Below are 24645 nucleotides of genomic sequence, written 5' to 3'. Positions count from 1 at the left end.
GGCGCGATGCCCTCGGGCATTGCGCGATCAGTCGAGGGTGGCTGCCGGTGGCTCTGGCAAGGACTTGGGCTCTGGCGCGCGGGGAGGCTCGGGCGCCGTCTTGTCTTGCGGCAATACTGGCGTCAGTTTGTATTCCAGGCCCTGAAGGTTTTTCAAGGAGACCTCCACTTGCCGGAACGCAATGCTGATGTTGTGCTTTTTGAATTCGCGACTTATGAACCGGTTGATCTCGTCCAGTACAGGGTTGCGGTCGCCCAGGTCACGCACGTGCATGCGCAGCTCATGGTCCAGGGTGCTTTCCCCGAAGTTCAGGAAGTACACCAATGGTTCCGGCTCCTTCAGCACCCGTGGATTTTCCCGGGCTCCCTTGAGCAGCAGATCCCTGACCAGGTCAAGGTCCGCCCCGTAGTCGATACCTACCTTGAGGGTTACCCGCGTCACGGTGTCGGTCAGCGACCAGTTGATCAATTGTCCGGTGATGAACGTCTTGTTCGGGACGATGATGTCCTTGCGGTCGAAGTCGGTGATGGTGGTCGCACGAATGCGGATCTTGCTCACCGTGCCTGAAAGGTTGCCGATGGTGATGGTGTCGCCGATGCGCACCGGGCGCTCGAACAGGATCATGATGCCGGAGATGAAGTTGGCGAAGATCTCCTGCATGCCGAAGCCCAGGCCCACCGACAGCGCAGCCACCAGCCATTGCAACTTGTCCCAGCTCACGCCGAGGGTGGACAACGTCGTAACGAAGCCGACGCCGGCGATCACGTAGGACAGCAGTGTAGTGGTCGCGTACGCGCTGCCCTGGGCCAGGTTCAGCTTCGACAGCACGAAGACTTCCAGCAGGCCCGGCAGGTTGCGCGCCAGGGCGAAGGTGATGCCGATGATGATCAGCGCACCGAGCATGTCGCCGATGCTGATAGGCACCATGCTCATGGCGGAGCCGGTGCCGCTGGTGTATTCATAAAGGGTGATGTTATCCAGATAGGAGAACACACTGATCAGGTCTGACCAGACCCAGTACAGCGCGGCAATGAAACCGCCCAACAGGGCCAGGCGGATCAGGCGCAGGGATTGCTCGTTGACCTTCTCGATATCCAGGGTCGGCTCTTCGACCACCGCTTCGCCGTCGCCGGCCTCCTTGGCCGCCTGGCGCTTGGCCAGGGCACGCTGGTAGGCCAGGCGCCGCGCCGCGACCGACAGGCCGCGCACGAAGGTGGCCTCGATCACCAGCCAGAACATCAGCAGGTACAGCGTGTTGATCAGGCGGTCGCTGAGTTTCAGCGCGGTGTAGTAGTAGCCGAAGCAGACGGCGACGAACAGCGCGATCGGCAGCGCGGTGAACAGCACGCCGAGCGCCTTGCGGAACAGCGAGGTGTTCTTGTGCGTCGGGCTGCTGAGCAGCAATCGGCTGAGCAACCAAGCCATCGAGGCGTAGCAGGTCAGCACCACTGGCATGCCAAGGACGTCATCGGCCAGGGCCGACGGCTGCAGTTCCGCCACCGCCACCACGGCCACCAAGGCCAGGACCACCAGGCCGAGTCGACGGATCCAGCCCTGGAGGAATTCAACCTGGGGTTTTTCCCAGCGGAAATGCAGCTCGGCCACACCGCCCGGGGAGAGGATTCGATAGGCGGTATAGAACACCAGCCAGGCCTGCCCGATCTGCAGCAACGCCGCGCCGAGGTTGGTGTTCTGGCCGCGGGCGTCGATCTGCAAGGCGTAGCCGCACAGCGCCAGCGCAATGGCCACCGGCATCGCCAGCAGGATGTTGATCAGGATCGCCTGGGGGGTGTGCCACTGGCTGTCGCGCTTGAAGTGCCCGACATCCTGATGGACTTTGTTCAGGCGCGCATACAGATTCTTGCGCCGCCACAGCAGCACGCCAATCAGCAGCACCAGGGGCAGGAACAGCAGCGGTCGCTGGGTCAGGCCGTCGGCCAGTTCGCTGAGGCTCGAAGCCCAGGGCAGCGAGTCGACTTGTTTTTCCAGGCGGGCCGGCACGCCGCGCATCCATTCGAAATCCAGCGGCTTGTTGCTGGGAATCCAGAACATCTGCTCTTCGAGGGTTGCGCGCAGGCTCTGTGCGGTGCTGAGCAGTTGCTTCTGGTTGAGCTGCAACGTGATGGACTCGTTGAGCACCGCACTCAATTCTCGGTTCAGGCGGTCCAGCAGGTCGACCCGGGTCAGCGCCAGTTCAAGCAAGGTCTTGCGCAGCTGTGGCGTGGCTTGCTCTGAGGGCTGGGACGCCAGCAGGTTGTCTACGTAGGCCGCGGGGTTGTTCAGCAGCTCGCGTTGCTGGCTGACTTCGAACTGATAGAGGCGAATGTCGGCGATCTGGTCGGCCAGGTTCTGGTCCAGTTTCAGTCGCGGCAAGGTCTGGCGCTGCTTGTAGAGAATCTTGGACAACAACAGGCTGCCCTTGAGCACGCTGATCTGCTCGTCCAGCGCTGCGTCGGTCTGCGTGACGCTGTCCAGCAGCTGTTTGGTCTGCAGGTTCTGCTGGGTGACTTCGTTGAGGCGGTCAGTGCTCTTGAGCAGGTAATCGGAGAGTTTCAGGTTGGCGGCGCTTTCGGTCGCCAGCAGACTGCTGCCGCCGGCCTTTTGCGCTTCGATGGATTGCTGCGTCACCGTTTCCTGGGATTGGGCCAGGCGCTTCTGGTTGATCAGGTTCTGCAGGTCCTGGATTTCCCGCTCCATGCGGTCGATTTTTTCCGACAGCAGGTCGTGCTGGCTATTGCCCAGGTCTTGCAACTGGCTGTTGCCGGCCAGTTCCTGGCGGCGCAGCGGAATCAGTGCGTTGAGGGCCGCCAGTTCTGCGTTGAGCTGGTCGCGCTGCTCGGCGCTCAGGGCTTTGCCCGCATCCCGTCCGGCCTTGAGGATGGCGTTGATCTGCTGGATTCGGGTCTGGCTGGTGGAGATTTCCGCCTGGGCGCGCTCGGGGCGGGTCTGGGCGGTGATGACCAGGCTGTTGGCGTCGGCCAGGGCTTTTTGCAGGTCGGACTGCTGGGTAGAGCGTTCCGTCAGCATTTGCTCGAGCTGGGGAATCGGCAGGTTGGCATAGCGTTGCGCCACCGGCACCACATTGGTGCCCTTGAGCCGCGCCAGTTCGCGCTGGTTCTCGATATTCAGCTTGGGCGCGTTGGCCAGTTGCTGTTTGAGGGCGAGCAGCTTCTGTTCGTAGTCGGCCTTGTTGCTCAACTGGGTCAGGGTGTTCTGCAAAACCGCCTGCAGGGCCTTCTGGTCGGCTTCCGGGAGTTTGCGGTCGGCGATCTTGTCCAGGCTGGCCTGGACCGAGGCACTGGTGGGCGGCTCAGCGGCCTGGACCGTGCAGATGGAAAGACTCAGGCCGAGCAGGGCGATGGCGAATAAGGAGCGCAGGGTAGGCATAGAGACCGGTCAAGCAAGTGAGAGTGGGAGCAGTTTAGAGGAACAAGCCGGGACCCGGGCGACTTCCTTCGGGGAATCTGACGCCCACTTTGCCGATCTTGTTCCCGTCCATGACGGCGACGGTCCACAGGGTGTTGTTCCAGTCCACCTGGTCGCCGACCACCGGCGCACCGCCGACTTTCTGGGCGATGAAGCGACCCAGGGTCATGTCCGGATCGATGCCGTCCAGCTTCAACCCGTACAGGGCAGCAACCGCGGCCAGCTGGGCGTCTCCTTCGAGTACGAAGTCGCCGAAGAAGCGCAAATCCAGGCCCCGTTGCGGTGCCTGGCTGAACAGTTTTCCAAGGGCTGGCAAGTCGTGTTCATGACCGATAACGCACAGTAAATCATTGACTTCCAACACCGTACTACCCGACGGATGGAGCAGTTGTTGGCCACGAAACAGGGCTGCGATGCGCGTGCCGTCGGGCATTTTCAGGTCCCGCAGGGGCGAGCCGATGCACCATTTTTCCGCGCCGAGGCGATAAATGAACAGTTCCCACTCACTGGTGACATGCACTTCCAGCGCAGCGCGGGAAATCGGCAAGGGCTCCGGCGGGACGGTCACATGCAGCAACTTGGCGACCCAGGGCAGGCTCGTGCCCTGCACCAGCAACGACACCAGCACGATAAAGAATGCCAGGTTGAAATAGAGTTGCGCGTGAGGCAAACCGGCCATCAGCGGGAACACCGCAAGAATGATCGGTACCGCGCCCCGCAGACCGACCCAGGAAATGAATACCTTCTCGCGGCCATGAAAGGCCTTGAACGGCAACAGGCCCACCATGACCGACAGCGGGCGCGCGAAGAGGATCATCCACAGGGCCAGGCCCAGGGCGGGCAAGGCTATCGGCAGCAGGTCATGGGGCGTGACCAGCAACCCCAGCACGAGGAACATGCCGATCTGCGCCAGCCAGGCCATGCCATCGAGCATATGGAGGATGCCGTGACGACTGCGTATCGGGCGGTTGCCGATCACCAGGCCGCACAGGTACACCGCCAGGAAGCCACTGCCGTGCAGGGCGTTGGTCAGGGCGAATACCGCAAGGCCGCCGCTGATGACCAGGATCGGGTAGAGCCCGTTGGCCAGGTTGATACGGTTGACCAGTTGCAGCATCAGCCATCCGCCGCCCAGGCCGATCACGCCGCCGATACCGAACTCGCGCACCAAGTGGCCGAGCAGGCTCCAGTGCAAGCCGGTCTCGCCGCTGGCGAGCATGCCGATCAGGGTTACGGTGAGGAATACCGCCATGGGGTCGTTGCTGCCGGACTCGATCTCCAGGGTAGCGCTGACACGCTCGTTCAGGCCTTTGCCGCCGAGCAACGAGAACACCGCCGCGGCGTCGGTGGACCCGACAATCGCGCCGATCAGCAGGCCTTGGATCAGGTTCAGGTTGAACAGCCAGGCCGCCGCCATGCCGGTCAGTCCCGTGGTGATCAGCACCCCCACCGTCGCCAGGGACAGCGCCGGCCACAACGCCACGCGAAAGCTCGAAACCCGCGTGCGCAAGCCGCCGTCCAGCAGGATCACCGCCAAGGCGAGGTTGCCGACCAGATAGGCCGTGGCGTAGTTGTCGAAAAGAATGCCAGCGCCGTCGACACCGGCCACCATGCCCACCGCGAGGATGATCACCAGGATCGGGATGCCCAGTCGCGATGAAAGAGAACTCACCAGAATGCTCGCACCCACCAGCAACGCGCCGATCAAGAACAGGCTGTTGATGGTCGTCGCAGTCAAAGGCAGTACTCCGGGAATCTTGAGGGACAGGCACAAACTGACCATGCAGTCTGCGTGCCAGCGATTCTAACCTGTTGAAATGTGATGCTGTCAAAAAAGCTTTGGACGTCTCCCTTTTTAGTTTTGTGCGTGCCAGCCCGTTTCGCCGGCGATCGTGTTTTAGACGAGTTATTTCGTTACTGGATGTGGGAAGCGTTTGATGACAAACCAGCCTCTTTTGCGGACCAAGTCAGTGTTGACTCCAGCAGTGCCGCTCCCTAGTATCCGCCCGCTATTTTGGATGCCGCTTTTTGCTCGAGGGATCGAACATGTCTTTACCCGCCCTTTGGGCGAGGTTGTGCCTGACTTTGCTGTGCCTTTCTCCGCTTTCCCCTGTTTATGCCGCGCCAACCCCCGGCGACACGGACCTGATCCGTGAACGCCAGAATCGCCTGCTCGAAGAGCAGCGCCGACGCCTCGAAGAACTCAAGGACCTGCCGGGCAAGGAGGCGAAGCCTGCCCAGCCCACCGCACCTGTCGATAACCGTTGCTTCCCGATCAAGACCATCGAACTCAAGGGCGCCGATGCCCTGTCAGAGCGTGAGCGCCAACGCTTGCTTGCCCCCTACATCAATCAATGCCTGGGCGTGCCGCAGCTTAACGAGTTGCTCAAGACCATTACCGATGCGTACCTGGAAAAGGGCCTGGTCACGAGCCGTGCCTATTTGCCGCAACAGGACTTGTCCAGTGGGCATCTGCAGGTGCTGGTGGTCGAGGGACGGCTTGAAGAACTAAAGGGCGTCGAGGGCAGTGGCTTGTCCGAGCGGGAACTGGCCATGAGTTTTCCCGGCAAGCCCGGCGAATTGCTCAACTTGCGGGACATCGAGCAAATGGTTGATCAGTTGAACCGTTTGCCCTCCAACAGCGCCCGGATGGAGCTGACGCCGGGGCAGAAGATTGGCGGCAGTGAAGTGCTGGTCAACAATACCCCGCAAAAACCTTGGCGCGTCGGCCTGTCACGGCATAACGATGGGCAAAAGAGTACGGGCGAGCAGCAATGGGGAGCCTCGCTGGATTGGGACAGTCCCTTGGGCCTTGCCGATCAACTGGCCCTGCGCGGTGGCCACGATGCCATCAGCGACCATCAGAAGATTTCCCGCAATGCCATGCTCTATTACAACCTGCCGTTTGGCTGGTGGAACCTGAGCTACACCTACAGCCAAAGCGAGTATCGCGCGCTGGGCCAGGCCAACGGCTTCAACTTCAAGCAGAGCGGCGACAGCCAGAACCATCAGTTGCGCCTGGAACGGGTGGTCCACCGTGACGCGGTGAGCAAGACGTCCCTCAACGCTGGCCTTTCGTATCTGCGCAGCAACAACTTCATTGAAAACAGCAAGCTCGATGTGAGCAGCAATCGCATCAGCGAGACGCAGTTCGGCATCAACCATGGGCGGCGGATCGGCAATGCGTTCGTCAACCTCGACCTGGGCCTGCAAAACGGTATCGGCGCCCTCGACGCCCAGGGCGACCGCGACCCTGGCCCTGGCGTGCCGGATGCGCGATACCGCAAATACACCGCCACCCTCAGCTACCTGCAGTCCTTCGAGTTGGGCGGCGAATCCTTCAGCTTCAGCAGCCTGATGACCGGCCAGCGCAGCGAAGACGCGTTGTTCAGCCCGCAACGCATGAGCCTGGGTGGGTTGTCTTCGGTCCGCGGCTACAAGGACCAGACGCTGTCCGGCGACAGCGGCGGCTACTGGCGCAACGACCTGCGCTGGAGCCGTCCGGTGACGCTGGAGTGGCTGCGTCCGGTGTTCGCCGAGTACGGCACCAGCCTCGGTTACGACCAGGGCGTCATTCGGGGCGATCGCTACAACGGCGACCTAGGGAAAGGGGACAGATTTATTTAAGGGAAAGGTGAAAGCCATCGCTCTGTTGGTTAAATAAATCTGTCCCCTTTTTTTGTCCCTTTTTTTTGTTCAAGCGGTTACCCAATCAACGAGGGATCAACTGGTGAGAAATGCAGAGAAAGGTCTGAAACGCTTGCAGGAAACGGGGAATATGCGATGGGAAGTAAATACGCAGCTGTTCTGAGGCGAGAAACTAGCTTACCTGAACGAGAGTTACTAATTGCTCAGGCCTGGGGGGATGTTCCTGTCTCTTATGTCCAAGACCAAGAACGCCTCAATGAATGCAGTTTTATTGATTTGAAAATAAATAAGTGGGAAATAAACTCCAAATGGAGTGGTCAGCAGGATAGTGATGTCTGGATAAGAGTTGAAATATTGAAAGAAGCGGCGCTTGTAGAGTATCTGCAAAATGAGGGTTGTCCTTTGTCTGTTGATGTTGAGCACCAAATTCTTGTGATCTTCGAGTTGGATGAAGGTTGGAGTGCGTTTGATAATCTATTGTTGTTACGTCTGATTTCTGCTTTTTGTGGTTTCTCAAAAATCTACAAGTGGTGCGGAATTTTCCAAGAGCTTAGTTCTGGTGTCTTTAGTTGTCTGCCTTCTAAAAATGATATTTATGAGCGATTACATAAAGGTGAATAGTTTGGAAGAGGAAAAAGGGGACGGATTTATTTTGACGCACGGGGAGGGATGTTCATGCTTAGTGCTAAATAAATCTGTCCCCTTTTCTTTCGGAACAATTTACGAGTTTGAAGTTCCTTCTCCGGGCGGTGGTAATAAAACAGTGAGAATCCGAGATGATACTGGAGGTCATGATTTTGGCGTAGGAAACCCACAAGATCGCGGATCCCACTTTAACGACGAAGACGGAAATCATTATGACTACTGATGTTGAGGTTGTAAGTGCGTCTGATTTATTTGTGCCTAACGAAGTTTTCAATGTTGACGATGCGGGAGCGGATAAAACGCTGTCCGTCGCAAAATTTTCCGTTGTGGGGTCATCGAGCTATTCAGTATCTGTGATTTTGAATTTTTTACATGAGCTAATCGAAAATAAGTATCCCGAACATGATTTATGGATTCTATTAGGTAGTTCTGCATGGCAGCCTGATACGCGAATAGTTCGTCATCTAAAATTATCGGGAGCTTTGAAAGCTAGGGGGCTTACGATTGCGGGAGACAGCGATTGGCAAGAGCATGCTATCGAGGCTGAAGGTAAATTAAGATTTTTTGGTGGGTTACGTTTTTCGAAACCGTCATTAAATACTGTCGCCGATGTACTTGAAAAGGAGCGTTGTTCTTATGTAGTAGCGCTTCCTAAGAGTTTTAATGTTATGTCTCTGCTTAACCAAGGATGGCTGGGAGAGTTAAAATGTGATTTGGATTTTTTAGATGTTATATCTAAGCAAAATGGTCTGATTTTCAAGAAGGTCGGTGAGTTTGATGATGGTGAGCGGGGGCTTTTATTTGTCGGGCTGCCAGATGTGATGGAGAATTTGTTGCGTTGATTTTAGGTGTTTTAAAGATTTTTGCTGTGGGTTTTGTGAAGGCAGCTAATGTATGGATTTTTTTCGCTAGATCGAAATAAAGTGCCTTGGAGGGCCATTGATGAGACATGATGTTGTTTCACGCTTTATTGCAATGGGTTTGATTTGCTTCACCTTGACCGGTTGCATTCACTACGAGCATAAAAGCGCCGAAGGAAAACCTTGGGACGAGGTCGCGACGATTCGGCAGTTCGACAAAAGTCTGTCGATATCCAAGATCGATGACGATACGTCGTTATATTGGCTAGCCCGTCAAACTGAATATCGACTCGGAGCAGGACGGCACAAGCTTTCCGTCAAGCACGCCATTGGAACTGAATACAGTTGGCCTGTGGAGATGACGGTCGATCTGGTCGGTGGTCGTACCTACGGTCTTTATGGCAGGTCTTCGATGAAGTGGTGGTATTACGAGGTCCGTGATCTCGAGACAGGGCGTTCTGCAAAGGTTATGGACCCGGCTGCTACAGTTGCGCCTTCTGAACCAGTCGAGCAGCCGCTTCAATAGTCATGGTGGTTTTGCAGGCAGGGTTCGTGTCGGAAAATGTCTAGACAGGCTCGCCGTAGGAACCGGCGGAAAGAATATTCCCCATTGACTTGCAGGACATTTCCTAGAAAATTCCAGCCTCTTGCGCCTGCCGATTTCGGTGCCTAGTCTTCGTCCACCGCTGCCCATCAGCGGTCGGGTTTAGCAGCTCGGAGTCACGTTAGGCGCATGGCAACTGCCATTCAGTGCGAGCGATTTTTATCGCTCGAATTCTTATGGCGGCTGTGCGCAGGGCATCCTCGGGTGCGCCGGTTTCCTAACGTACCGGTCTGCTAACCTGCGCACGGCTGCCACCTATTCGTTTAGCAGCGAAAGTGGCGGCTCCCACTTAGCTGTTCACCGTCGTGGAGGGCGTCGATGCCGAAAGCCTGCTGGCCAACCTCAGCGAAACCCTGGCCTCGGCCAATGCGATGGCCAGTGACCTGGCGTTCGACCTGAAAGGCTCGCGACGACATGTTGCGTTGGGGCTGCAACAGTTGATCGAGCTTGGGGAGCTATTGGCAAACCGGGCGTTGGATGCCGTCGATCCAAGGTAGAGGCGCGAGATTGGGTTTGATCGATGTGGATCGATCAAACCCAACGGTGAAGCCGGTGGCTTTCGAAGTCAGAGGCTGAACCGCCCAACCATGCTGTTCAAATCCACGGCCAAGCGCGACAGTTCTGCACTCGCGGCGCTGGTCTGGTTGGCGCCGGTGGCCGATTGCACCGACAGGTCGCGGATGTTCACCAGGTTGCGGTCCACTTCACGGGCCACTTGGGCCTGTTCTTCGGCGGCGCTGGCGATCACCAGGTTGCGTTCGTTGATCTCGACGATGGCGCTGTTGATCGTGTCCAGGGACATGCCGGCACCGCGGGCGATGTTCAGGGTCGATTCGGCGCGTTCGGTGCTGTTGCGCATCGAGTCCACGGCCTGTTCGGTGCCGCTCTGGATGCTGCCGATCATGCGTTCGATTTCGCTGGTCGACTGCTGGGTGCGATGGGCCAGGGCGCGGACTTCGTCGGCGACCACGGCGAAACCACGACCGGCTTCACCGGCGCGGGCGGCTTCGATGGCAGCGTTCAGCGCCAGCAGGTTGGTCTGGTCCGCCAGGCCACGGATCACATCGAGCACCTTGCCGATGTCGCGGGACTCATCGGCCAGGTTGCCGATCAGCGTGGCGGTGCTTTGTACGTCAGCGCTCATGCGCTCGATGGCACCGACGGTTTCCTGCACCAGATCGCGGCCGTCGCCCGCCGACGTGGTGGCGTTCTTCGAGGCTTCGGAGGTGCTGACGGCGTTGCGCGCAACTTCTTCCACGGCGCTGGTCATCTCGTTGACCGCCGTGGCGGCCTGTTCGATTTCGTTGTTCTGCTGGGTCAGGCCACGGGCGCTTTCGTCGGTGACGCTGTTGAGCTCTTCGGCGGCGGAGGCCAGTTGCGTGGCCGAGCCGGAGATCCGTTGCAGGGTGTCGCGCAGTTTTTCCTGCATGGTCGACATCGCCCGCAGCAAGCGGCCGGCTTCGTCGCTGCCATCGACGGTAATCGGCCGGGTGAGGTTGCCCTTGGCGATTTCCTCGGCGGCATCCAATGCGTTGGCGATCGGCTTGGTGATGCTGTTGGTCAGCAGCCAGGCGAACAGCACGGTCAGGCCGGTGGCGATGACCAGCAGGGTGACGACCCAATTGAAGGCGGTGGAATATTGTTGCGCCGCGTTTTTATTGAAGGCTTCCGCTTGCTGGTTGTTGATGTCTGTCAAACGCACCAGCACTGCGTTGATGGCGTCGGAATTACTCATCAGTTCGGTGTTGAGCAGTGCCTGCAATTCAGTGACCTGATTGTTGCGCGACAGGGTTTTCATCCGCTCTTCGAGCTGGCGGTACTGATTGAGTAACTGCACATACTGCTCATACGCGGCCCGTTCCTCCGGGGCGCTGATGAGTTTTTCATAGGTAGCCTGTGCGGCGCGGACCTGCTGGTTGCGCTGCTCGAACAGGTCCAGGGTTTTTTGCTGGGTATCCGCTTCGCGGTTGGTCAGCAGGCGATAGGACAACACGCGCAGACGCAAGGTGAGCTGGGTGAACTCGTTCAATGCCTTGATACTGGGCACGCTGTTCTGGGCGATGTTGTCGCCAGCCACACGAATCTTGCTCATCTGGGTCAAGGCAAAAACGCCCAGGGCCAGCATCAGGGCGCCGATCAGGGCAAACCCCAGGAACGCCCGCGGCGCGATGTTCATATTACGTAGGGACATAAAAGTTACCGTGAAGAAGCGCGTCCGTGCGGGCTATGACTGGTTTCACTGACTTATCGGTCTTGTGACTGAAGTCTTGAGCCCGCCGCGGGTATTTGCCGCACCTGACGTCGATCTTGCGACGAAGGGTAGGAACCAGATCCCGGGACCGCAGTCTCTACAGCTCGCGAGCGAAGCACCGTGGCCCCTGAAACGTGGCATCCGCGGTGACTTTTCTTTATCGTACGCGCCCCTTGGAAAAGCCTGGAAATCAATATGTTGGAAACATCCCTCAGTCAGCTGGAGCAACTGGTCAACGACCTGGTGCAACAGAACCGCCACCTCACCGGCCTGAATGAAACCCTGAGCGCCGAACTGGCCAAGGCCAAGGATGAAAACGAAAGCCTGCAACTGAACCTTATGGAACAGGAAGAACTGCACGGCACCACCACCGCTCGGATCCAAGCCCTGATCGAGCGCGCCAGCACCGCAACGGCCAGCGCATGAATCATCGTGCCGATGGAGTGACAGTCGTCTCGATCCTTGGCGAGGACTATTCGATAAAAGCGCCGGCCGGGCAGGAGCAAGCGTTGCTGGACGCCGCTTCGATGCTCAAGGCGGCCCTGGCCGATACCAAGCGCAAGTACCCGACGCTGATTGGTGACCGCCTGTTGGTGCTGGCGGCCATGAATCTGTGCTCTCAGCAGATCGAAATGGAAAAACAGCATCGGGCGGAACTCGACCGTTACCAAGAGCAGGTCAGCGCCACGGTCGAGGTGATCTCCAAGACGATTCAGCAGGCTTGAAGCCCCCCGCGGGCTAGCTCAGAACCACTCATCCCGCATCTCGAGGCACGTATCATCCCGCGCCTCGAGCAGCGACAGTTCATGCTCGCACCCCGGCACTTCCCACGTCAGGAAGTAGCGCGCCGCTTGCAGTTTGCCTCGATAGAAATCGACATCCGCCGCGTTCCCCTTGGCGAGTCCTTCCTCGGCACGAATCGCCTGTTCCAGCCAGCGCCAGCCGATCACCATGTGTCCAAACACCTTCAGGTACAGTGCCGAGTTGGCGAGGCTGCTGTTGACCTTGCCTTGTGCCAGGTCGGTCAGCAGGCCGAGGGTGACGGTTTGCAGGCGCGCCACCAGGGCTTCCAATGGCTGGCGCAAGGGCGTCAGCGATTCGTACGCTTGTGCGCGCTCGGTGGTGTCGGCCACCAGGCGAATCAATTGCTTGAGCCCGGCACCGCCGTTCTGTGCCAGTTTGCGTCCCAGCAAGTCCAGGGACTGGATGCCATGGGTGCCCTCATGGATCGGGTTCAGGCGGTTGTCGCGGTAATACTGCTCCACTGGGTATTCGCGGGTGTAGCCGTGACCGCCGAGGATCTGGATCGCCAGCTCGTTGGCCTTCAGGCAGAACTCCGAAGGCCACGACTTAACGATGGGGGTCAGTAGGTCCAGCAGTTCATGGGCGCGTCGACGCTCGGCTTCGCTCTCCAGCGTGGTGGTGTCATCGAACAGCCGCGCCGCGTACAGGCCCAGGTCGAAAGAACCTTCGACGTAGGCCTTTTGCGTCAGCAGCATGCGCCGCACGTCGGCGTGCTGGATGATCGCCACGGGGGCGGTGGTCGGATCCTTGCTGTCAGGCACGCGGCCTTGCGGGCGTTCGCGAGCGTATTCCAGGGAATACAGGTAACCGGCGTAACCCAGCATCACCGCGCCCATGCCGACGCCGATGCGCGCCTCGTTCATCATCTGGAACATGTAGCTCAGGCCTTGGTGCGGTTTTCCTACGAGGTAACCGACACATTCGCCGTTGTCGCCGAAGTTCAGCGCCGTGGACGTGGTGCCGCGCCAGCCCATTTTGTGAAACAAACCGGCCAACAGCACATCGTTGCGCTTGCCCAGGCTGCCGTCGTCGTTGACCAGGAATTTGGGCACGATAAACAGCGAGATGCCCTTCACGCCGGGTGGCGCGTCCGGCAATTTCGCCAAGACCATATGGACGATGTTTTCCGACAACGGATGGTCGCCGCCGGAAATAAAAATCTTGTTGCCCTTGAGCCGATAAGTACCGTCGGACGCTGGCTCTGCACGTGTACGAATATCCGACAGCGATGAACCCGCGTGAGGTTCGGTCAGGGCCATGGTGCCGAAAAAACGGCCGTCGATCATCGGTTGCAGGAAGCGTTGCTTCTGATCATCGCTGCCGAAGCTCTCGATCAGGTTGGCCGCGCCCATGGTCAGGAATGGGTAGGAAGTCGAAGCCGCGTTTGCTGACTGGAAATGTGCGAAGCAAGCCTGGGACAACAATGTCGGCAGTTGCATGCCGCCCGCCTCGAAGCTGCGAGCGGCATTGAGAAAACCTGCCTCCAGGAATGCATCCACTGCCGGCTTCACCTCCGGGATCAGTATCGCCTGACCATTTTCATAGCGCGGTTCGTTTTCGTCGTTCTTGCGGTTGTGGGGCGCGAAATACTTTTCGGCGATGCTGCGGGCCGTACCGATGGCGGCGTCGAAGGTTTCGCGATTGTGCTCGGCAAACCGTTCGCGCTGGGTCAGGCCCTCGGCATCGAGGACTTCATACAGCTCGAAAGCCAGATTGCGGGAACTGAGCAACGTCTCGGACATGGCGGCCTACCTTTTCTTGGAATGGGCCGAGTCTAGGTCTGGGAGTGGTGCCTGAACAGGATGATTGATTTGGGTGATGGAGCAGAGGGGGCGACGCTAATCAAAACAATATGGGAGCGAGCCCGCTCCCACAAGGCTGTCTATTGCCGGGCACCCATTGCGGGTGCCTGGCGTATAACGGTTTAGCCGATGGTCATCAGGCTGGCGTTACCGCCCGCAGCGGCGGTGTTGACGCTCAGTGCCCGTTCGATCACCAGGCGCTCCAACGCGATGTTGGTCTCGCCTTGGGACAAGCCATGCACGCCGACGATTGCCCCGGCGCGCTTGGCCACTTGCTGGCAAACGCCGCGCAGTTGGTCCGAGTCGCCGTGATGCAGGACCGCGTCGAATACCACATCATCCTTGGTCCAGTCGGCAACCCGCTGGATGCGTGCCTGAATGTCCTTCGGCAAGCGTGCGAACACGGCCTTGCTGGTGTCGGATTCCGGCCACACGGCGGAGCCGCCCACGGCCAGGACGGCCGCCAGTTGCGTCAGCAGGTCACCTTCCACGTCCGCCAGGCACAGCACATGCTCGCGGGGCAGGATGGCGTAGCTGTTGCGTTCGCCGGTCGGGCCGGTGAGCTGGCGGGTAATGCCGCTTTGCGACTGGGCGGCAAATTGCACGCACAGGGCGCTCAGTTCGGCGAGCTTCTGGCTGTCGGCCCAGGTTTGCAGGGCGGTCAGCGGCTTGCTCATGGCGTCGCGCAAGCGCAGGTCCGGCGCGGCCAGGGCATCGCCACGCACGAAGGACTGCTGGATCGCATCGGTAGGACGGGTCGACAGCAGGCGGTACAGGTACAGCGGACCACCCGCCTTCGGACCGGTGCCCGACAAGCCTTCGCCACCGAATGGCTGGACACCGACCACCGCGCCGACAATGTTGCGGTTCACGTAGACGTTGCCGGCATGAACGTTGTCGATGACCTTGGCGATGGTCTCGTCGATGCGGGTGTGTACGCCCAGGGTCAGGCCGTAGCCGGAGGCGTTGATCTGGTTGATCAACTGGTCCAGTTCCTTGCGCTTGTAGCGAACCACGTGCAGCACCGGGCCAAAGATCTCGCGCTGCAGTTCGTCGAAGCTTTCCAGTTCGATCAGCGTCGGCATCACGAAGGTGCCGCGTTTGCATTCGTCGCTATCGGCAATCGCCATCTGGTACACGGTGCGACCTTTGTCGCGCATGGCCTGGATATGCTTCTCGATGCCGGCCTTGGCCTCGGCGTCGATCACCGGGCCGATGTCCACCGACAGGCGCTCCGGGTTGCCGAGGCGCGATTCGGCCATGGCGCCCTTGAGCATTTCGATGACGCGGTCGGCGGAATCTTCCTGCAAGCAAAGCACGCGCAGGGCCGAGCAGCGCTGGCCGGCGCTGTCGAAGGCCGAGGATACGACATCGATGACCACTTGCTCGGTCAGGGCCGAGGAGTCGACGATCATCGCGTTCTGGCCACCGGTTTCGGCGATCAGCGGGATTGGACGGCCCTGGTTGTCCAGGCGTCCGGCGATATTGCGTTGCAGCAAGCGGGCGACTTCGGTGGAGCCGGTGAACATCACGCCTTTGACGCGATCGTCACCCACCAGGCGGGCACCAACGGTTTCGCCACGGCCCGGCAGCAGTTGCAGGACGCCTTCCGGAATACCGGCTTCGAGCATCAGGCGCACGGCCTGGGCAGCCACCAGTGGCGTCTGCTCGGCGGGCTTGGCCAGGACCGGGTTGCCGGCGGCCAGTGCGGCGGCGACCTGGCCGCTGAAGATGGCCAGCGGGAAGTTCCACGGGCTGATGCAGACCACCGGTCCCAGCGGGCGGTGGGCATCGTTGGTGAAATCGTTGCGGGCCTGCACCGCGTAGTAGCGCAGGAAGTCCACGGCTTCGCGCACTTCGGCAATGGCGTTGGCGAAGGTCTTGCCGGCTTCGCGGGCCAGCAGGCCCATCAACGGCTGGATCTCGCCTTCCATCAGGTCGGCGGCACGTTCGAGGATCGCGGCACGTTCGGCCGGTGGCGTGGCCTGCCAGATCGGTGCGGCGTTCAGCGCGCACTGAATGGCGTTGTCGACGTCTTCGACCGTGGCTTCCTGGACATGACCGACCACGTCGCGGTGGTCGGCCGGGTTCAGTACCGGTGCCGGGGTTTGTTCACTGGTGGCGCAACCGAGCATCGGCGCGGCTTTCCAGTTGTTATGGGCGGTGGCCAGCAGGGCGCAGGACAACGAGGCCAGGCGATGTTCGTTGGCCAGGTCGATGCCGCTGGAGTTGGCGCGTTCGCTGCCGTACAGGTCGCGTGGCAATGGGATGCGTGGATGCGGCAGGCCGAAACCGCCTTCCAGGGTTGCCATCTGCTCGATGCTTGCTACCGGATCGGCCACCAATTCCTGGATGGAAATCGACTGGTCGGCGATGCGGTTGACGAACGAGGTGTTGGCACCGTTTTCCAGCAGGCGACGCACCAGGTAGGCCAGCAGTGTTTCATGGGTGCCGACCGGAGCGTACACGCGGCACGGACGGTTCAGCTTGCCTTCGGAGACTTTACCTACAACTTGCTCGTACAACGGTTCACCCATGCCGTGCAGGCACTGGAACTCGTACTGGCCCGGGTAATAGTTCTGACCGGCGATGTGGTAAATGGCCGACAGGGTATGGGCGTTGTGCGTGGCGAACTGCGGGTAGATGACTTCCGGCACCGACAGCAACTTGCGGGCGCAAGCGATGTAGGACACGTCGGTGTACACCTTGCGGGTATAGACCGGGTAGCCTTCCAGCCCTTCGACCTGGGCGCGCTTGATCTCGCTGTCCCAGTACGCGCCTTTTACCAGGCGGATCATCAGGCGGTGACGGCTGCGGCGGGCCAGGTCGATGACATAGTCGATCACGTACGGGCAACGCTTCTGGTAGGCCTGGATCACGAAGCCGATGCCGTTCCAGCCGGTCAGCTGCGGCTCAAAGCACAGGCGCTCGAGCAGGTCCAGGGACAGTTCGAGGCGGTCGGCCTCTTCGGCGTCGATGTTCAGGCCGATGTCATATTGCTTGGCCAACAGGGTCAGCGACAGCAGGCGCGGGTACAGCTCGTCCATCACGCGCTCATACTGGGCGCGGCTGTAGCGCGGGTGCAGGGCCGAGAGCTTGATGGAAATACCCGGGCCTTCATAAATCCCACGACCATGGGACGCTTTGCCGATCGAGTGGATGGCTTGTTCGTACGAGGCCAGGTACTTCTGGGCGTCATGCTCGGTGAGTGCGGCTTCACCCAGCATGTCGTAGGAATAACGGAAACCCTTGGATTCGAACTTGCTGGCGTTGGCCAAGGCTTCGGCGATGGTTTCGCCGGTGACGAACTGCTCGCCCATCAGGCGCATGGCCATGTCGACGCCCTTGCGGATCATCGGCTCGCCGCTCTTGCCGATGATGCGGCTCAGGGAGGAGGTCAGGCCCGCTTCATTATGGGTGGCGACCAGTTTGCCGGTCAGCAGCAGGCCCCAGGTGGCGGCGTTGACGAACAGCGACGGGCTGTTGCCCAGGTGCGGCTGCCAGTTGCCGGTACTGATCTTGTCGCGGATAAGCGCATCGCGGGTGCCTTTGTCCGGGATGCGCAACAGCGCCTCGGCCAGGCACATCAGCGCCACGCCTTCCTGGGACGACAGGGAAAATTCCTGCAGCAGGCCTTGAACGATACCGGCACGGCCGCCGGCACTTTTCTGGTTACGCAGTTTTTCAGCGATGGAGGCCGCCAGCTTGTTGGTGGCTTCGGCCATTTCGGCCGGCAGGCGGGCCTGCTCGATCAGCATCGGCACCACTTCCGGCTCAGGGCGACGGTAAGCGGCAGTGATGGAGGCGCGCAGCACCGATTGCGGCAGGATGCTTTCGGCAAATTCGAGGAAGCATTGGTGAGCGTGATCGACCTGGACATCGCCAGCATCGTCGCTGTCGGCACGAGGGGAACCGTTCAGCTCGGTCAGGGTTGCACCACCCTCGAGTTTTTCCAGGTAATTGAAAATTGCCTGCTTGATCAGCCAGTGAGGCGTGCGATCAATTGAGGTTGCGGCCGCCTTGAGGCGTTCGCGGGTCGGGTCGTCGAGTTTGACCCCAAGGGTGGTGGTAGCCATATTTTTATCCTCATGTTTGCCACGTACCGCGTGGCATCAGCTGGCGGCAAGATTAGCTGTGAGCTGTTGGAGGTGCAACCGGGTGCAACCGGTTTTTTGCCGAAATATTGAACAGCTCATCCGGATGTTCCTCGACATGTTTCATTCTGGCACTCGTTTGGTGCAAGAAATGTCACCATCGCTTCCATTTGTGCACCAATAACGGGCAATAATGGCCGTTTGTACGATTATTCCGACTGGGTGCAACTTATTTGAACGAAACTGGTTGCACCTTATTTGATTTGTTGAATAGCATTCGCGGCCAAGGTGCAACCGTTTCGGGGTTCGAAATCCGGGCCGAGCTGCATCGGCTGATGGCTTTCCTGGGGAAACATCAGTCATAAATTCGCGGGTCTGCGAAACGTCGGTACAACGTCTGCGTTGTCGGCGCTTTCCAACTGCCACCGCACCATAAAAACAAAGCCAGGGCGTAACTCATGAGTGTTAGCAATCCCACCCTGATCACCTTCGTGATCTACATCGCAGCCATGGTCCTGATCGGCCTGATGGCTTATCGCTCCACCAACAACCTTTCCGACTACATCCTGGGCGGTCGTAGCCTGGGCAGTGTCGTGACGGCGCTTTCTGCCGGTGCCTCCGACATGAGCGGCTGGTTGTTGATGGGTTTGCCTGGCGCAATCTACATGTCCGGCCTGTCGGAAAGCTGGATCGCCATCGGCTTGATCATCGGTGCCTACTTGAACTGGCTGTTCGTCGCCGGTCGCCTGCGGGTCCAGACCGAGCACAACGGTGATGCGCTGACGCTGCCGGATTATTTCTCCAGCCGTTTTGAAGATACCAGCGGCCTGCTGCGCATCATCTCTGCGGTGGTGATCCTGGTGTTCTTCACCATCTACTGCGCTTCCGGCATCGTCGCCGGCGCCCGTCTGTTCGAAAGCACCTTCGGCATGTCCTACGAGACTGCGCTGTGGGCGGGTGCCGCCGCGACCATCGCCTACACCTTCATCGGTGGTTTCCTGGCCGTGAGCTGGACCGATACGGTACAAGCCACCCTGATGATCTTCGCGCTGATCCTCACACCGATCATCGTGTTGCTGGCGACTGGTGGCGTGGACACCACGTTCCTGGCCATCGAAGCGAAAGACCCTACGTCCTTCGACATGCTGAAAAATACCACCTTCATCGGGATCATCTCGCTGATGGGCTGGGGCCTGGGCTACTTCGGCCAACCGCACATCCTGGCGCGCTTCATGGCGGCGGATTCGGTCAAGTCGATCGCCAAGGCACGTCGCATCTCCATGGCCTGGATGATCCTGTGCCTGGGCGGCACCGTTGCCGTTGGCTTCTTCGGTATCGCGTACTTCTCGGCGCACCCTGAGGTGGCCGGTCCAGTGACTGAAAACCCTGAGCGTGTGTTCATCGAGCTGGCGAAGATCCTGTTCAATCCATGGGTCGCCGGTGTGCTGCTGTCGGCCATCCTGGCGGCGGTGATGAGTACCCTGAGCTGCCAGTTGCTGGTGTGCTCCAGCGCCCTGACCGAAGACTTCTACAAGACCTTCCTGCGTAAGAGCGCTTCCCAGGTGGAGCTGGTTTGGGTCGGTCGCGCCATGGTGCTGCTGGTGGCCTTGGTCGCCATCGCCCTGGCCGCGAATCCGGAAAACCGCGTCCTGGGCCTGGTGAGCTACGCCTGGGCCGGTTTTGGTGCCGCCTTCGGTCCGGTGGTCCTGATCTCCGTGGTCTGGAAGAACATGACTCGCAACGGTGCCTTGGCCGGTATCCTGGTCGGTGCTATCACCGTCGTTGTCTGGAAGCACTTCGAGCTGCTGGGTCTGTACGAAATCATCCCAGGCTTCATCTTCGCCAGCCTGGCCATCTACTTCGTCAGCAAGATGGGCACGCCTACTACCGGCATGCTGCAGCGCTTCGAAGCGGCTGAGAAAGATTTCCGCCTGAACCAATAAGGCTTGCGGCGCGGCCTTCACGGCCCGCCCGCAGAGCTGGAAAAAACGGCCCGTCTCCTTTGGAGGCGGGCCGTTTTTTTTATGGATGAACGTCCAAGGCGTCGGGCTGGTTGAGAAAAATCAGCACGCCCAGCAGCGCCATGTAGAACCTGAACGCGGCGTCCTGGCCATTCCAGGTCTCGGATTGCCACATCAGGAACCATTCGCCGCCGACGACCATGAAGCCGAAGAACCAGACGAAAAACCCCACCGTCAGCCCCACGATGGCCCACCCTTTGGCCTGCTTGAACGCCAGGCTATCCGCCGCGCGTACCCGCCAGAGTTTCAGTGCGCCGTAGGCCAGCAGACCCGCCGTCAATGCTTCGCCGAAGATGATCAGCCAATAAGCACCGTGCCACATCCACGGTTTATCGAGGGCGCGATACCGGGCGGCATTGTCGGCAAAGGTAGTGTCCATGCTCAGTACGTGCTGGACGAAATTGAAGTTGGAGCGGTAGTCCGTGATGTTGTTGAACACGGTCAGGAAGGCGAAGGCGGCAAGCGCCAGGATCATGGCAATTTTTGTATAGCGGGTTGTCATGGTGCGTCCTTGGCTTTTTGTGACGAAACGACGTTATCACGCCTTTACGCGGTACGAGGCCCCTCGCCTTGTCAGAAGCAGCTGATTACTTCGTACGAAGGCTTTCCGTATCGAGATTCAAGGATTGTCCATCGGAAAATGCAGCGCGCCTTGCGCCTTTTTGCCTCTTGCATGTAGGGGAAATCTCTTTTTCATGCCGTCCGGTCAATTCTCCGAAGCGCTCATGCAGAATCGCCCATCCTTATTCAGCAGAGGCACACAGGATGTTCGCGCCTGCCAACCAACCACGCTTCACGCTGGCGTTCGAAAGCGGGCCAGATGATCTCAAGGTGCTTGAGTTCAAAGGCAAGGAAGCGATCAGCCAACCCTATTGCTTTGAAGTGGAACTGGTCAGTGAGCGGCCCGACCTGGTGCTGGAGGAACTCCTGCATCGCCAGGCTTACCTGAGTTTCGATGACCGGGGCGGCGGAGTACACGGCCAGGTCTACAGCGTGGCCCAAGGCGATTCGGGGAAGCGCCTGACCCGCTACCAGATCACTCTCGTGCCGCGCCTGGCGTACTTGCGCCATCGCATCAACCAGCGAATTTTCCAGCATTTGAGCGTGCCCGCTATCGTGGCCCTTGTCATGAAGGACCACGGCATCCTGGCCGATGCGTTCCAGTTCAGTCTGGGTGGGCAATACCCCGAGCGTGAATATTGCGTGCAGTACGGAGAAAGCGACCTGGCTTTCATCGAGCGGCTATGTGCCGAGGTCGGCATCCATTACCACTTCCAGCACAGCCCTGACGGCCATCTGCTGGTGTTTGGCGATGACCAGACGATGTTCGCGCGCTTGCCCGAGTCGACGCTGTACCTGCCGGGCAGCGGCATGGCCGCCGCTGAGCCGGGCATCAAGCGCTTGGCGGTACGGCTCCAGACGCGATCCACCGCGGTGACTTTACGCGACTATGACTTTCGCAAGCCCGGCCTGTTGCTTCAAACCCGTCTCGAGGGACAAGCTCCAGCTTCGCTCGAGGACTACCATTATCCCGGTCAATTCGCCGATCGTGACGATGGCAAGCACCTGGTCCGGCGCGCCCTTGAGCGCCACGGCGCGGACCATCGGTTGGCGGAGGGCAGCAGTGACGACAGCGCTTTCGCCAGCGGGCATTTCATGCGCATCGAGGAACATCCCCGGACGCAGTGGAATGATCTCTGGCTGTTGACGCAGGTCGAGCACCGTGGCCGCCAGCCGCAAGTGCTGGAAGAAAACGCTTCCGCCGGCCCAGGTGAATTCCAGGGCTACGGCAATACCTTCCGGGCAACGCCGTGGGACGTTTTCTTCCGTCCGCCATTGCAACACAAGAAGCCGTCGATCAATGGCTACCAGCCAGCGGTGGTCACCGGACCTGTGGACAGCGAGATTCATTGCGATGAGTTCGGACGAGTCAAGGTGCAGCTGGTCTGGGACCGCGACGGTGAACGGAACGAGCATTCCAGCTGCTGGCTGCGCGTGGCCACCGGCTGGGCCCATGATCGCTACGGCAGTGTGATGATCCCTCGGGTCGGCATGGAGGTTCTCGTCGGGTTCATGGACGGCGACGTCGATAAGCCGTTGGTGGTGGGCTGCCTGCCGAACGGTGCCAACCCGGTGCCCCTCGACCTGCCGGCGGACAAGACGCGCAGCATCCTGCGCAGCCAGAGCAGCCCCGGCGGTGGTGGCTACAATGAGCTGCGCATCGAAGACCGCAAGGGCGCCGAGGAAATCTACCTGCGGGCGCAGCGCAACTGGACCCAGCACGTGCTGCATGACCAGCGTGTGCAGGTCGATCATGAGCGCAGCATTGTCGTCACCGGTCTGTCGCGTCATGAACTCAAGGATGGCGAGCAGCGCATCACCGAAGGTCGACGCCAGGTTGAAGTTCGTCAGGACGATCACCTGATGGTGACGGGTGATCGGCATATCCGCGTCGCCAACCAGGCCCTCAGCGCTACGGGAGGATTCAGTGTCAGCGCTGGCCAGCAAGTCGTGCTGGAAGCCGGTGCCAGCGCGACCATCCAGGCGGGCGGGCACTGGATCAACATCGGCCCGGGCGGAATCTTCAGCAGCGTGCCGATCCAGGTGGGCGGCGCGCCGATGGTGGCGATGGGCGCCGAGCCCGTCGCGGCGGGCGCCCCGGACAAACTTGCCGCTGCGCTGGCGCCAGTGCTGTCCGTGGCACAAATACGCAGCCTGAAAAGTCCTGCGCCGTTTTGTGAGGAGTGCGAGCGCTGCAAGGATGGCGCTTGTGGCGTGTCGTTGGCAGCGCTTGGAGGATAGGTTCAGGGCGAGGGCTGTTCTGCCGCTCGGTCGTGAACCCCTGACGTTGGGCGCGCTTCAAGGTAAACTCGTCGCCCTTCGCAGGAGCCGCCATGAATTATCGCCACGCCTTCCACGCCGGCAATCACGCCGATGTGTTCAAACACCTGACCTTGACCCGCCTCATCGCCTTGATGTCGCGCAAGGAGCAGCCCTTCGCCTACCTCGATACCCACGCGGGCATCGGGCTGTACGACTTGCAAGGCGACCAGGCCAGTCGCACCGGTGAATACCTGGAAGGCATCGCGCGGTTGTGGGACCAGGACGACCTGCCGCCGCTGACCGCCGACTACATGAAGGTGCTGCATGAGATGAACCCGGATGGCCAGTTGCGCTACTACCCGGGCTCGCCGGAGCTGGCGCGGCGCCTGACCCGGTCGCAGGATCGGGTGTTGCTCAACGAGAAGCATCCCCAGGACGGCGTGCTGCTCAAGGACAACATGAAGGGCGACCGTCGCGTGGCGGTGCATCTGGGCGAAGGCTGGCACGTTCCTCGGGCGCTGCTGCCCGTGGCGGAGAAGCGCGGGCTGATGCTGATCGATCCACCGTTCGAGCAACTGGATGAGATGCAGCGCTGCGCCGCCTCGCTCAAGGAGGCCATTGGTCGGATGCGCCAGACGGTAGCAGCGATCTGGTATCCAGTGAAAGACCAGCGCATGTTGCGTCGTTTCTATCAGGACCTGGCGGGCACGGGCGCGCCTAAATTGTTGCGGGTGGAGTTGTTGGTGCACCCGTTGGCCACGCCCAACAGCCTGAACGGCTCCGGCCTGGCCATTGCCAATCCGCCATGGGGGCTGGAGGAAGAGTTGCGGGAGTTGCTGCCGTGGTTGTCCAAGAAGCTTGGGCAGACCCAGGGTGGCTGGCAGATGGATTGGTTGATCGCTGAAAGCTGATTGAGGGCGCCTGGAGCGGCGCCTTGACGAACAGGCTCGCTCCCACATTCGGCCGGGTTGTATGTGGGGGCGAGCCGGCTCGCGAAGCTCTTCAGAGCACAAATATCAAATTGGGCAAGTCACGCCCGTGCCGCCAATCCCGCAATACCCTTCAGGGTTTTTCGCCAGGTATTGCTGGTGATAGGCCTCGGCAAAGTAGAGCGTCGGCGCTTCGTCGATTTCAGTAGTGATTTCGCCTTTGCCGGCCTTGTTCAGCTCAGCCTGGAACACTTCCTTGCTCTTCTTCGCCGCTTCCAGTTGCTCGGGCGTGGTGCAATAGATCACCGAGCGATACTGGGTGCCAATGTCATTTCCCTGGCGCATGCCCTGGGTAGGGTTGTGCAGTTCCCAGAACATCTTCAGAAGCTGCTCGTAGCTAACCTTCGCCGGCTCGTAGACCACCAGCACCACTTCGCTGTGGCCGGTCAGGCCCGAGCAGACTTCTTCATACGTCGGGTTTGGCGTGAAACCACCGGCATAACCCACCGCGGTACTGACCACGCCCTCGCGCTGCCAGAACTTGCGCTCTGCGCCCCAGAAGCAACCGAGGCCGAAGATAGCGAAATCCACGTCCATGGCAAACGGGCCCAGCAGCGGCGCGTCGAGGACGAAGTGTTTTTCCGGCACGGACATCGGGGTTTCACGGCCAGGGAGAGCTTGATCGGGAGTAGGAAGCACGTTTTTGTTCACCAGGATTTCCGAGCGCAAGACCATCAT

At 60.0% G+C, this 24645-nt stretch carries 15 protein-coding genes and 4 pseudogenes; 11 read left to right on the top strand and 8 right to left on the bottom strand.

The features are described 5' to 3' along the window. Positions 1-27: 27 nt before the first annotated feature. Together mscK and JZ00_RS19060 are read right to left on the bottom strand one after the other, a co-directional pair. Positions 28-3387: a mechanosensitive channel MscK gene (gene mscK / locus JZ00_RS19065; protein ID WP_039592470.1), complete on the bottom strand. Its 3360-nt coding sequence runs from the start codon at positions 3385-3387 to the stop codon at positions 28-30. Between the two features lie 34 nt (positions 3388-3421). After that, a complete protein-coding gene (locus JZ00_RS19060; protein WP_039592579.1) occupies positions 3422-5164 on the bottom strand; it encodes a potassium/proton antiporter in 1743 nt (580 codons plus the stop codon). Positions 5165-5472: 308 nt separating this feature from the next. Between JZ00_RS19060 and JZ00_RS19055 the strand changes: the two are divergent. The 6 genes and pseudogenes from JZ00_RS19055 to JZ00_RS19035 all read left to right on the top strand — a co-directional run. After that, positions 5473-7026, top strand: a pseudogene (locus tag JZ00_RS19055) (ShlB/FhaC/HecB family hemolysin secretion/activation protein); the annotation flags it as partial. 183 nt (positions 7027-7209) lie between these two features. Continuing rightward, positions 7210-7695: a hypothetical protein gene (locus JZ00_RS30320; protein ID WP_082112112.1), complete on the top strand. Its 486-nt coding sequence runs from the start codon at positions 7210-7212 to the stop codon at positions 7693-7695. A 1-nt stretch (position 7696) separates the two neighbouring features. Beyond that, positions 7697-7942, top strand: coding sequence for an HNH/endonuclease VII fold putative polymorphic toxin (locus JZ00_RS30315; protein ID WP_200900492.1), 246 nt, complete (start codon positions 7697-7699; stop codon positions 7940-7942). Next, positions 7932-8561, top strand: coding sequence for a hypothetical protein (locus tag JZ00_RS30940; protein WP_152668453.1), 630 nt, complete (start codon positions 7932-7934; stop codon positions 8559-8561). Before JZ00_RS30315 ends, JZ00_RS30940 begins: the two co-directional genes overlap by 11 nt. A gap of 100 nt (positions 8562-8661) precedes the next feature. Continuing rightward, the gene (locus JZ00_RS19040) at positions 8662-9105 is read left to right on the top strand and encodes a hypothetical protein (RefSeq protein ID WP_039592472.1); all 444 of its coding nucleotides are present in this window, start codon (positions 8662-8664) and stop codon (positions 9103-9105) included. A gap of 371 nt (positions 9106-9476) precedes the next feature. Then, positions 9477-9680: pseudogene (locus JZ00_RS19035) on the top strand (DUF6124 family protein); the annotation flags it as partial. Positions 9681-9748: 68 nt separating this feature from the next. On the opposite strand, the pseudogene JZ00_RS32025 reads toward JZ00_RS19035, so the two are convergent. Continuing rightward, positions 9749-10348: pseudogene (locus JZ00_RS32025) on the bottom strand (methyl-accepting chemotaxis protein); the annotation flags it as partial. Positions 10349-10651: 303 nt separating this feature from the next. After that, positions 10652-11308: pseudogene (locus JZ00_RS32020) on the bottom strand (MCP four helix bundle domain-containing protein); the annotation flags it as partial. 321 nt (positions 11309-11629) lie between these two features. Here JZ00_RS32020 and JZ00_RS19025 point away from each other — a divergent pair. After that, positions 11630-11860, top strand: coding sequence for a hypothetical protein (locus tag JZ00_RS19025; protein ID WP_039592474.1), 231 nt, complete (start codon positions 11630-11632; stop codon positions 11858-11860). Then, positions 11857-12159: a cell division protein ZapA gene (locus tag JZ00_RS19020; protein ID WP_039592475.1), complete on the top strand. Its 303-nt coding sequence runs from the start codon at positions 11857-11859 to the stop codon at positions 12157-12159. The genes JZ00_RS19025 and JZ00_RS19020 overlap by 4 nt, the downstream gene beginning before the upstream one ends. Positions 12160-12177: 18 nt before the next feature. Here the strand turns inward: JZ00_RS19020 and JZ00_RS19015 are convergent, their stop codons facing one another. Next, the gene (locus JZ00_RS19015; protein ID WP_039592476.1) at positions 12178-13980 is read right to left on the bottom strand and encodes an acyl-CoA dehydrogenase; all 1803 of its coding nucleotides are present in this window, start codon (positions 13978-13980) and stop codon (positions 12178-12180) included. Between the two features lie 182 nt (positions 13981-14162). Beyond that, the gene (putA, locus tag JZ00_RS19010) at positions 14163-18116 is read right to left on the bottom strand and encodes a trifunctional transcriptional regulator/proline dehydrogenase/L-glutamate gamma-semialdehyde dehydrogenase (RefSeq protein ID WP_039592477.1); all 3954 of its coding nucleotides are present in this window, start codon (positions 18114-18116) and stop codon (positions 14163-14165) included. Positions 18117-18592: 476 nt separating this feature from the next. Here putA and putP point away from each other — a divergent pair, with 476 nt between their 5' ends. After that, positions 18593-20077 carry a sodium/proline symporter PutP gene (putP, locus tag JZ00_RS19005; protein WP_039592478.1) on the top strand — a complete coding sequence of 495 codons (1485 nt, stop codon included), beginning with the start codon at positions 18593-18595 and terminating at the stop codon, positions 20075-20077. A 79-nt stretch (positions 20078-20156) separates the two neighbouring features. Here the strand turns inward: putP and JZ00_RS19000 are convergent, their stop codons facing one another. Then, the gene (locus JZ00_RS19000) at positions 20157-20657 is read right to left on the bottom strand and encodes a DUF2165 family protein (protein WP_039592479.1); all 501 of its coding nucleotides are present in this window, start codon (positions 20655-20657) and stop codon (positions 20157-20159) included. Positions 20658-20920: 263 nt separating this feature from the next. Between JZ00_RS19000 and JZ00_RS18995 the strand changes: the two genes are divergently transcribed. Next, positions 20921-22957 carry a type VI secretion system Vgr family protein gene (locus tag JZ00_RS18995; RefSeq protein WP_039592480.1) on the top strand — a complete coding sequence of 679 codons (2037 nt, stop codon included), beginning with the start codon at positions 20921-20923 and terminating at the stop codon, positions 22955-22957. A gap of 92 nt (positions 22958-23049) precedes the next feature. Further along, positions 23050-23889, top strand: coding sequence for a 23S rRNA (adenine(2030)-N(6))-methyltransferase RlmJ (locus tag JZ00_RS18990; RefSeq protein WP_039592481.1), 840 nt, complete (start codon positions 23050-23052; stop codon positions 23887-23889). 105 nt (positions 23890-23994) lie between these two features. Here JZ00_RS18990 and msrA read toward each other — a convergent pair whose 3' ends face one another. After that, positions 23995-24642: a peptide-methionine (S)-S-oxide reductase MsrA gene (gene msrA / locus JZ00_RS18985; protein ID WP_039592582.1), complete on the bottom strand. Its 648-nt coding sequence runs from the start codon at positions 24640-24642 to the stop codon at positions 23995-23997. Between the last annotated feature and the right edge of the window lie 3 nt (positions 24643-24645).

Source organism: Pseudomonas frederiksbergensis, assembly GCF_000802155.2.
Classification (GTDB): Bacteria; Pseudomonadota; Gammaproteobacteria; order Pseudomonadales; family Pseudomonadaceae; genus Aquipseudomonas; species Aquipseudomonas frederiksbergensis_A.
Note: the sequence above shows the minus strand (reverse complement) of the source record. Positions and strands in the feature narration are given on the sequence as shown.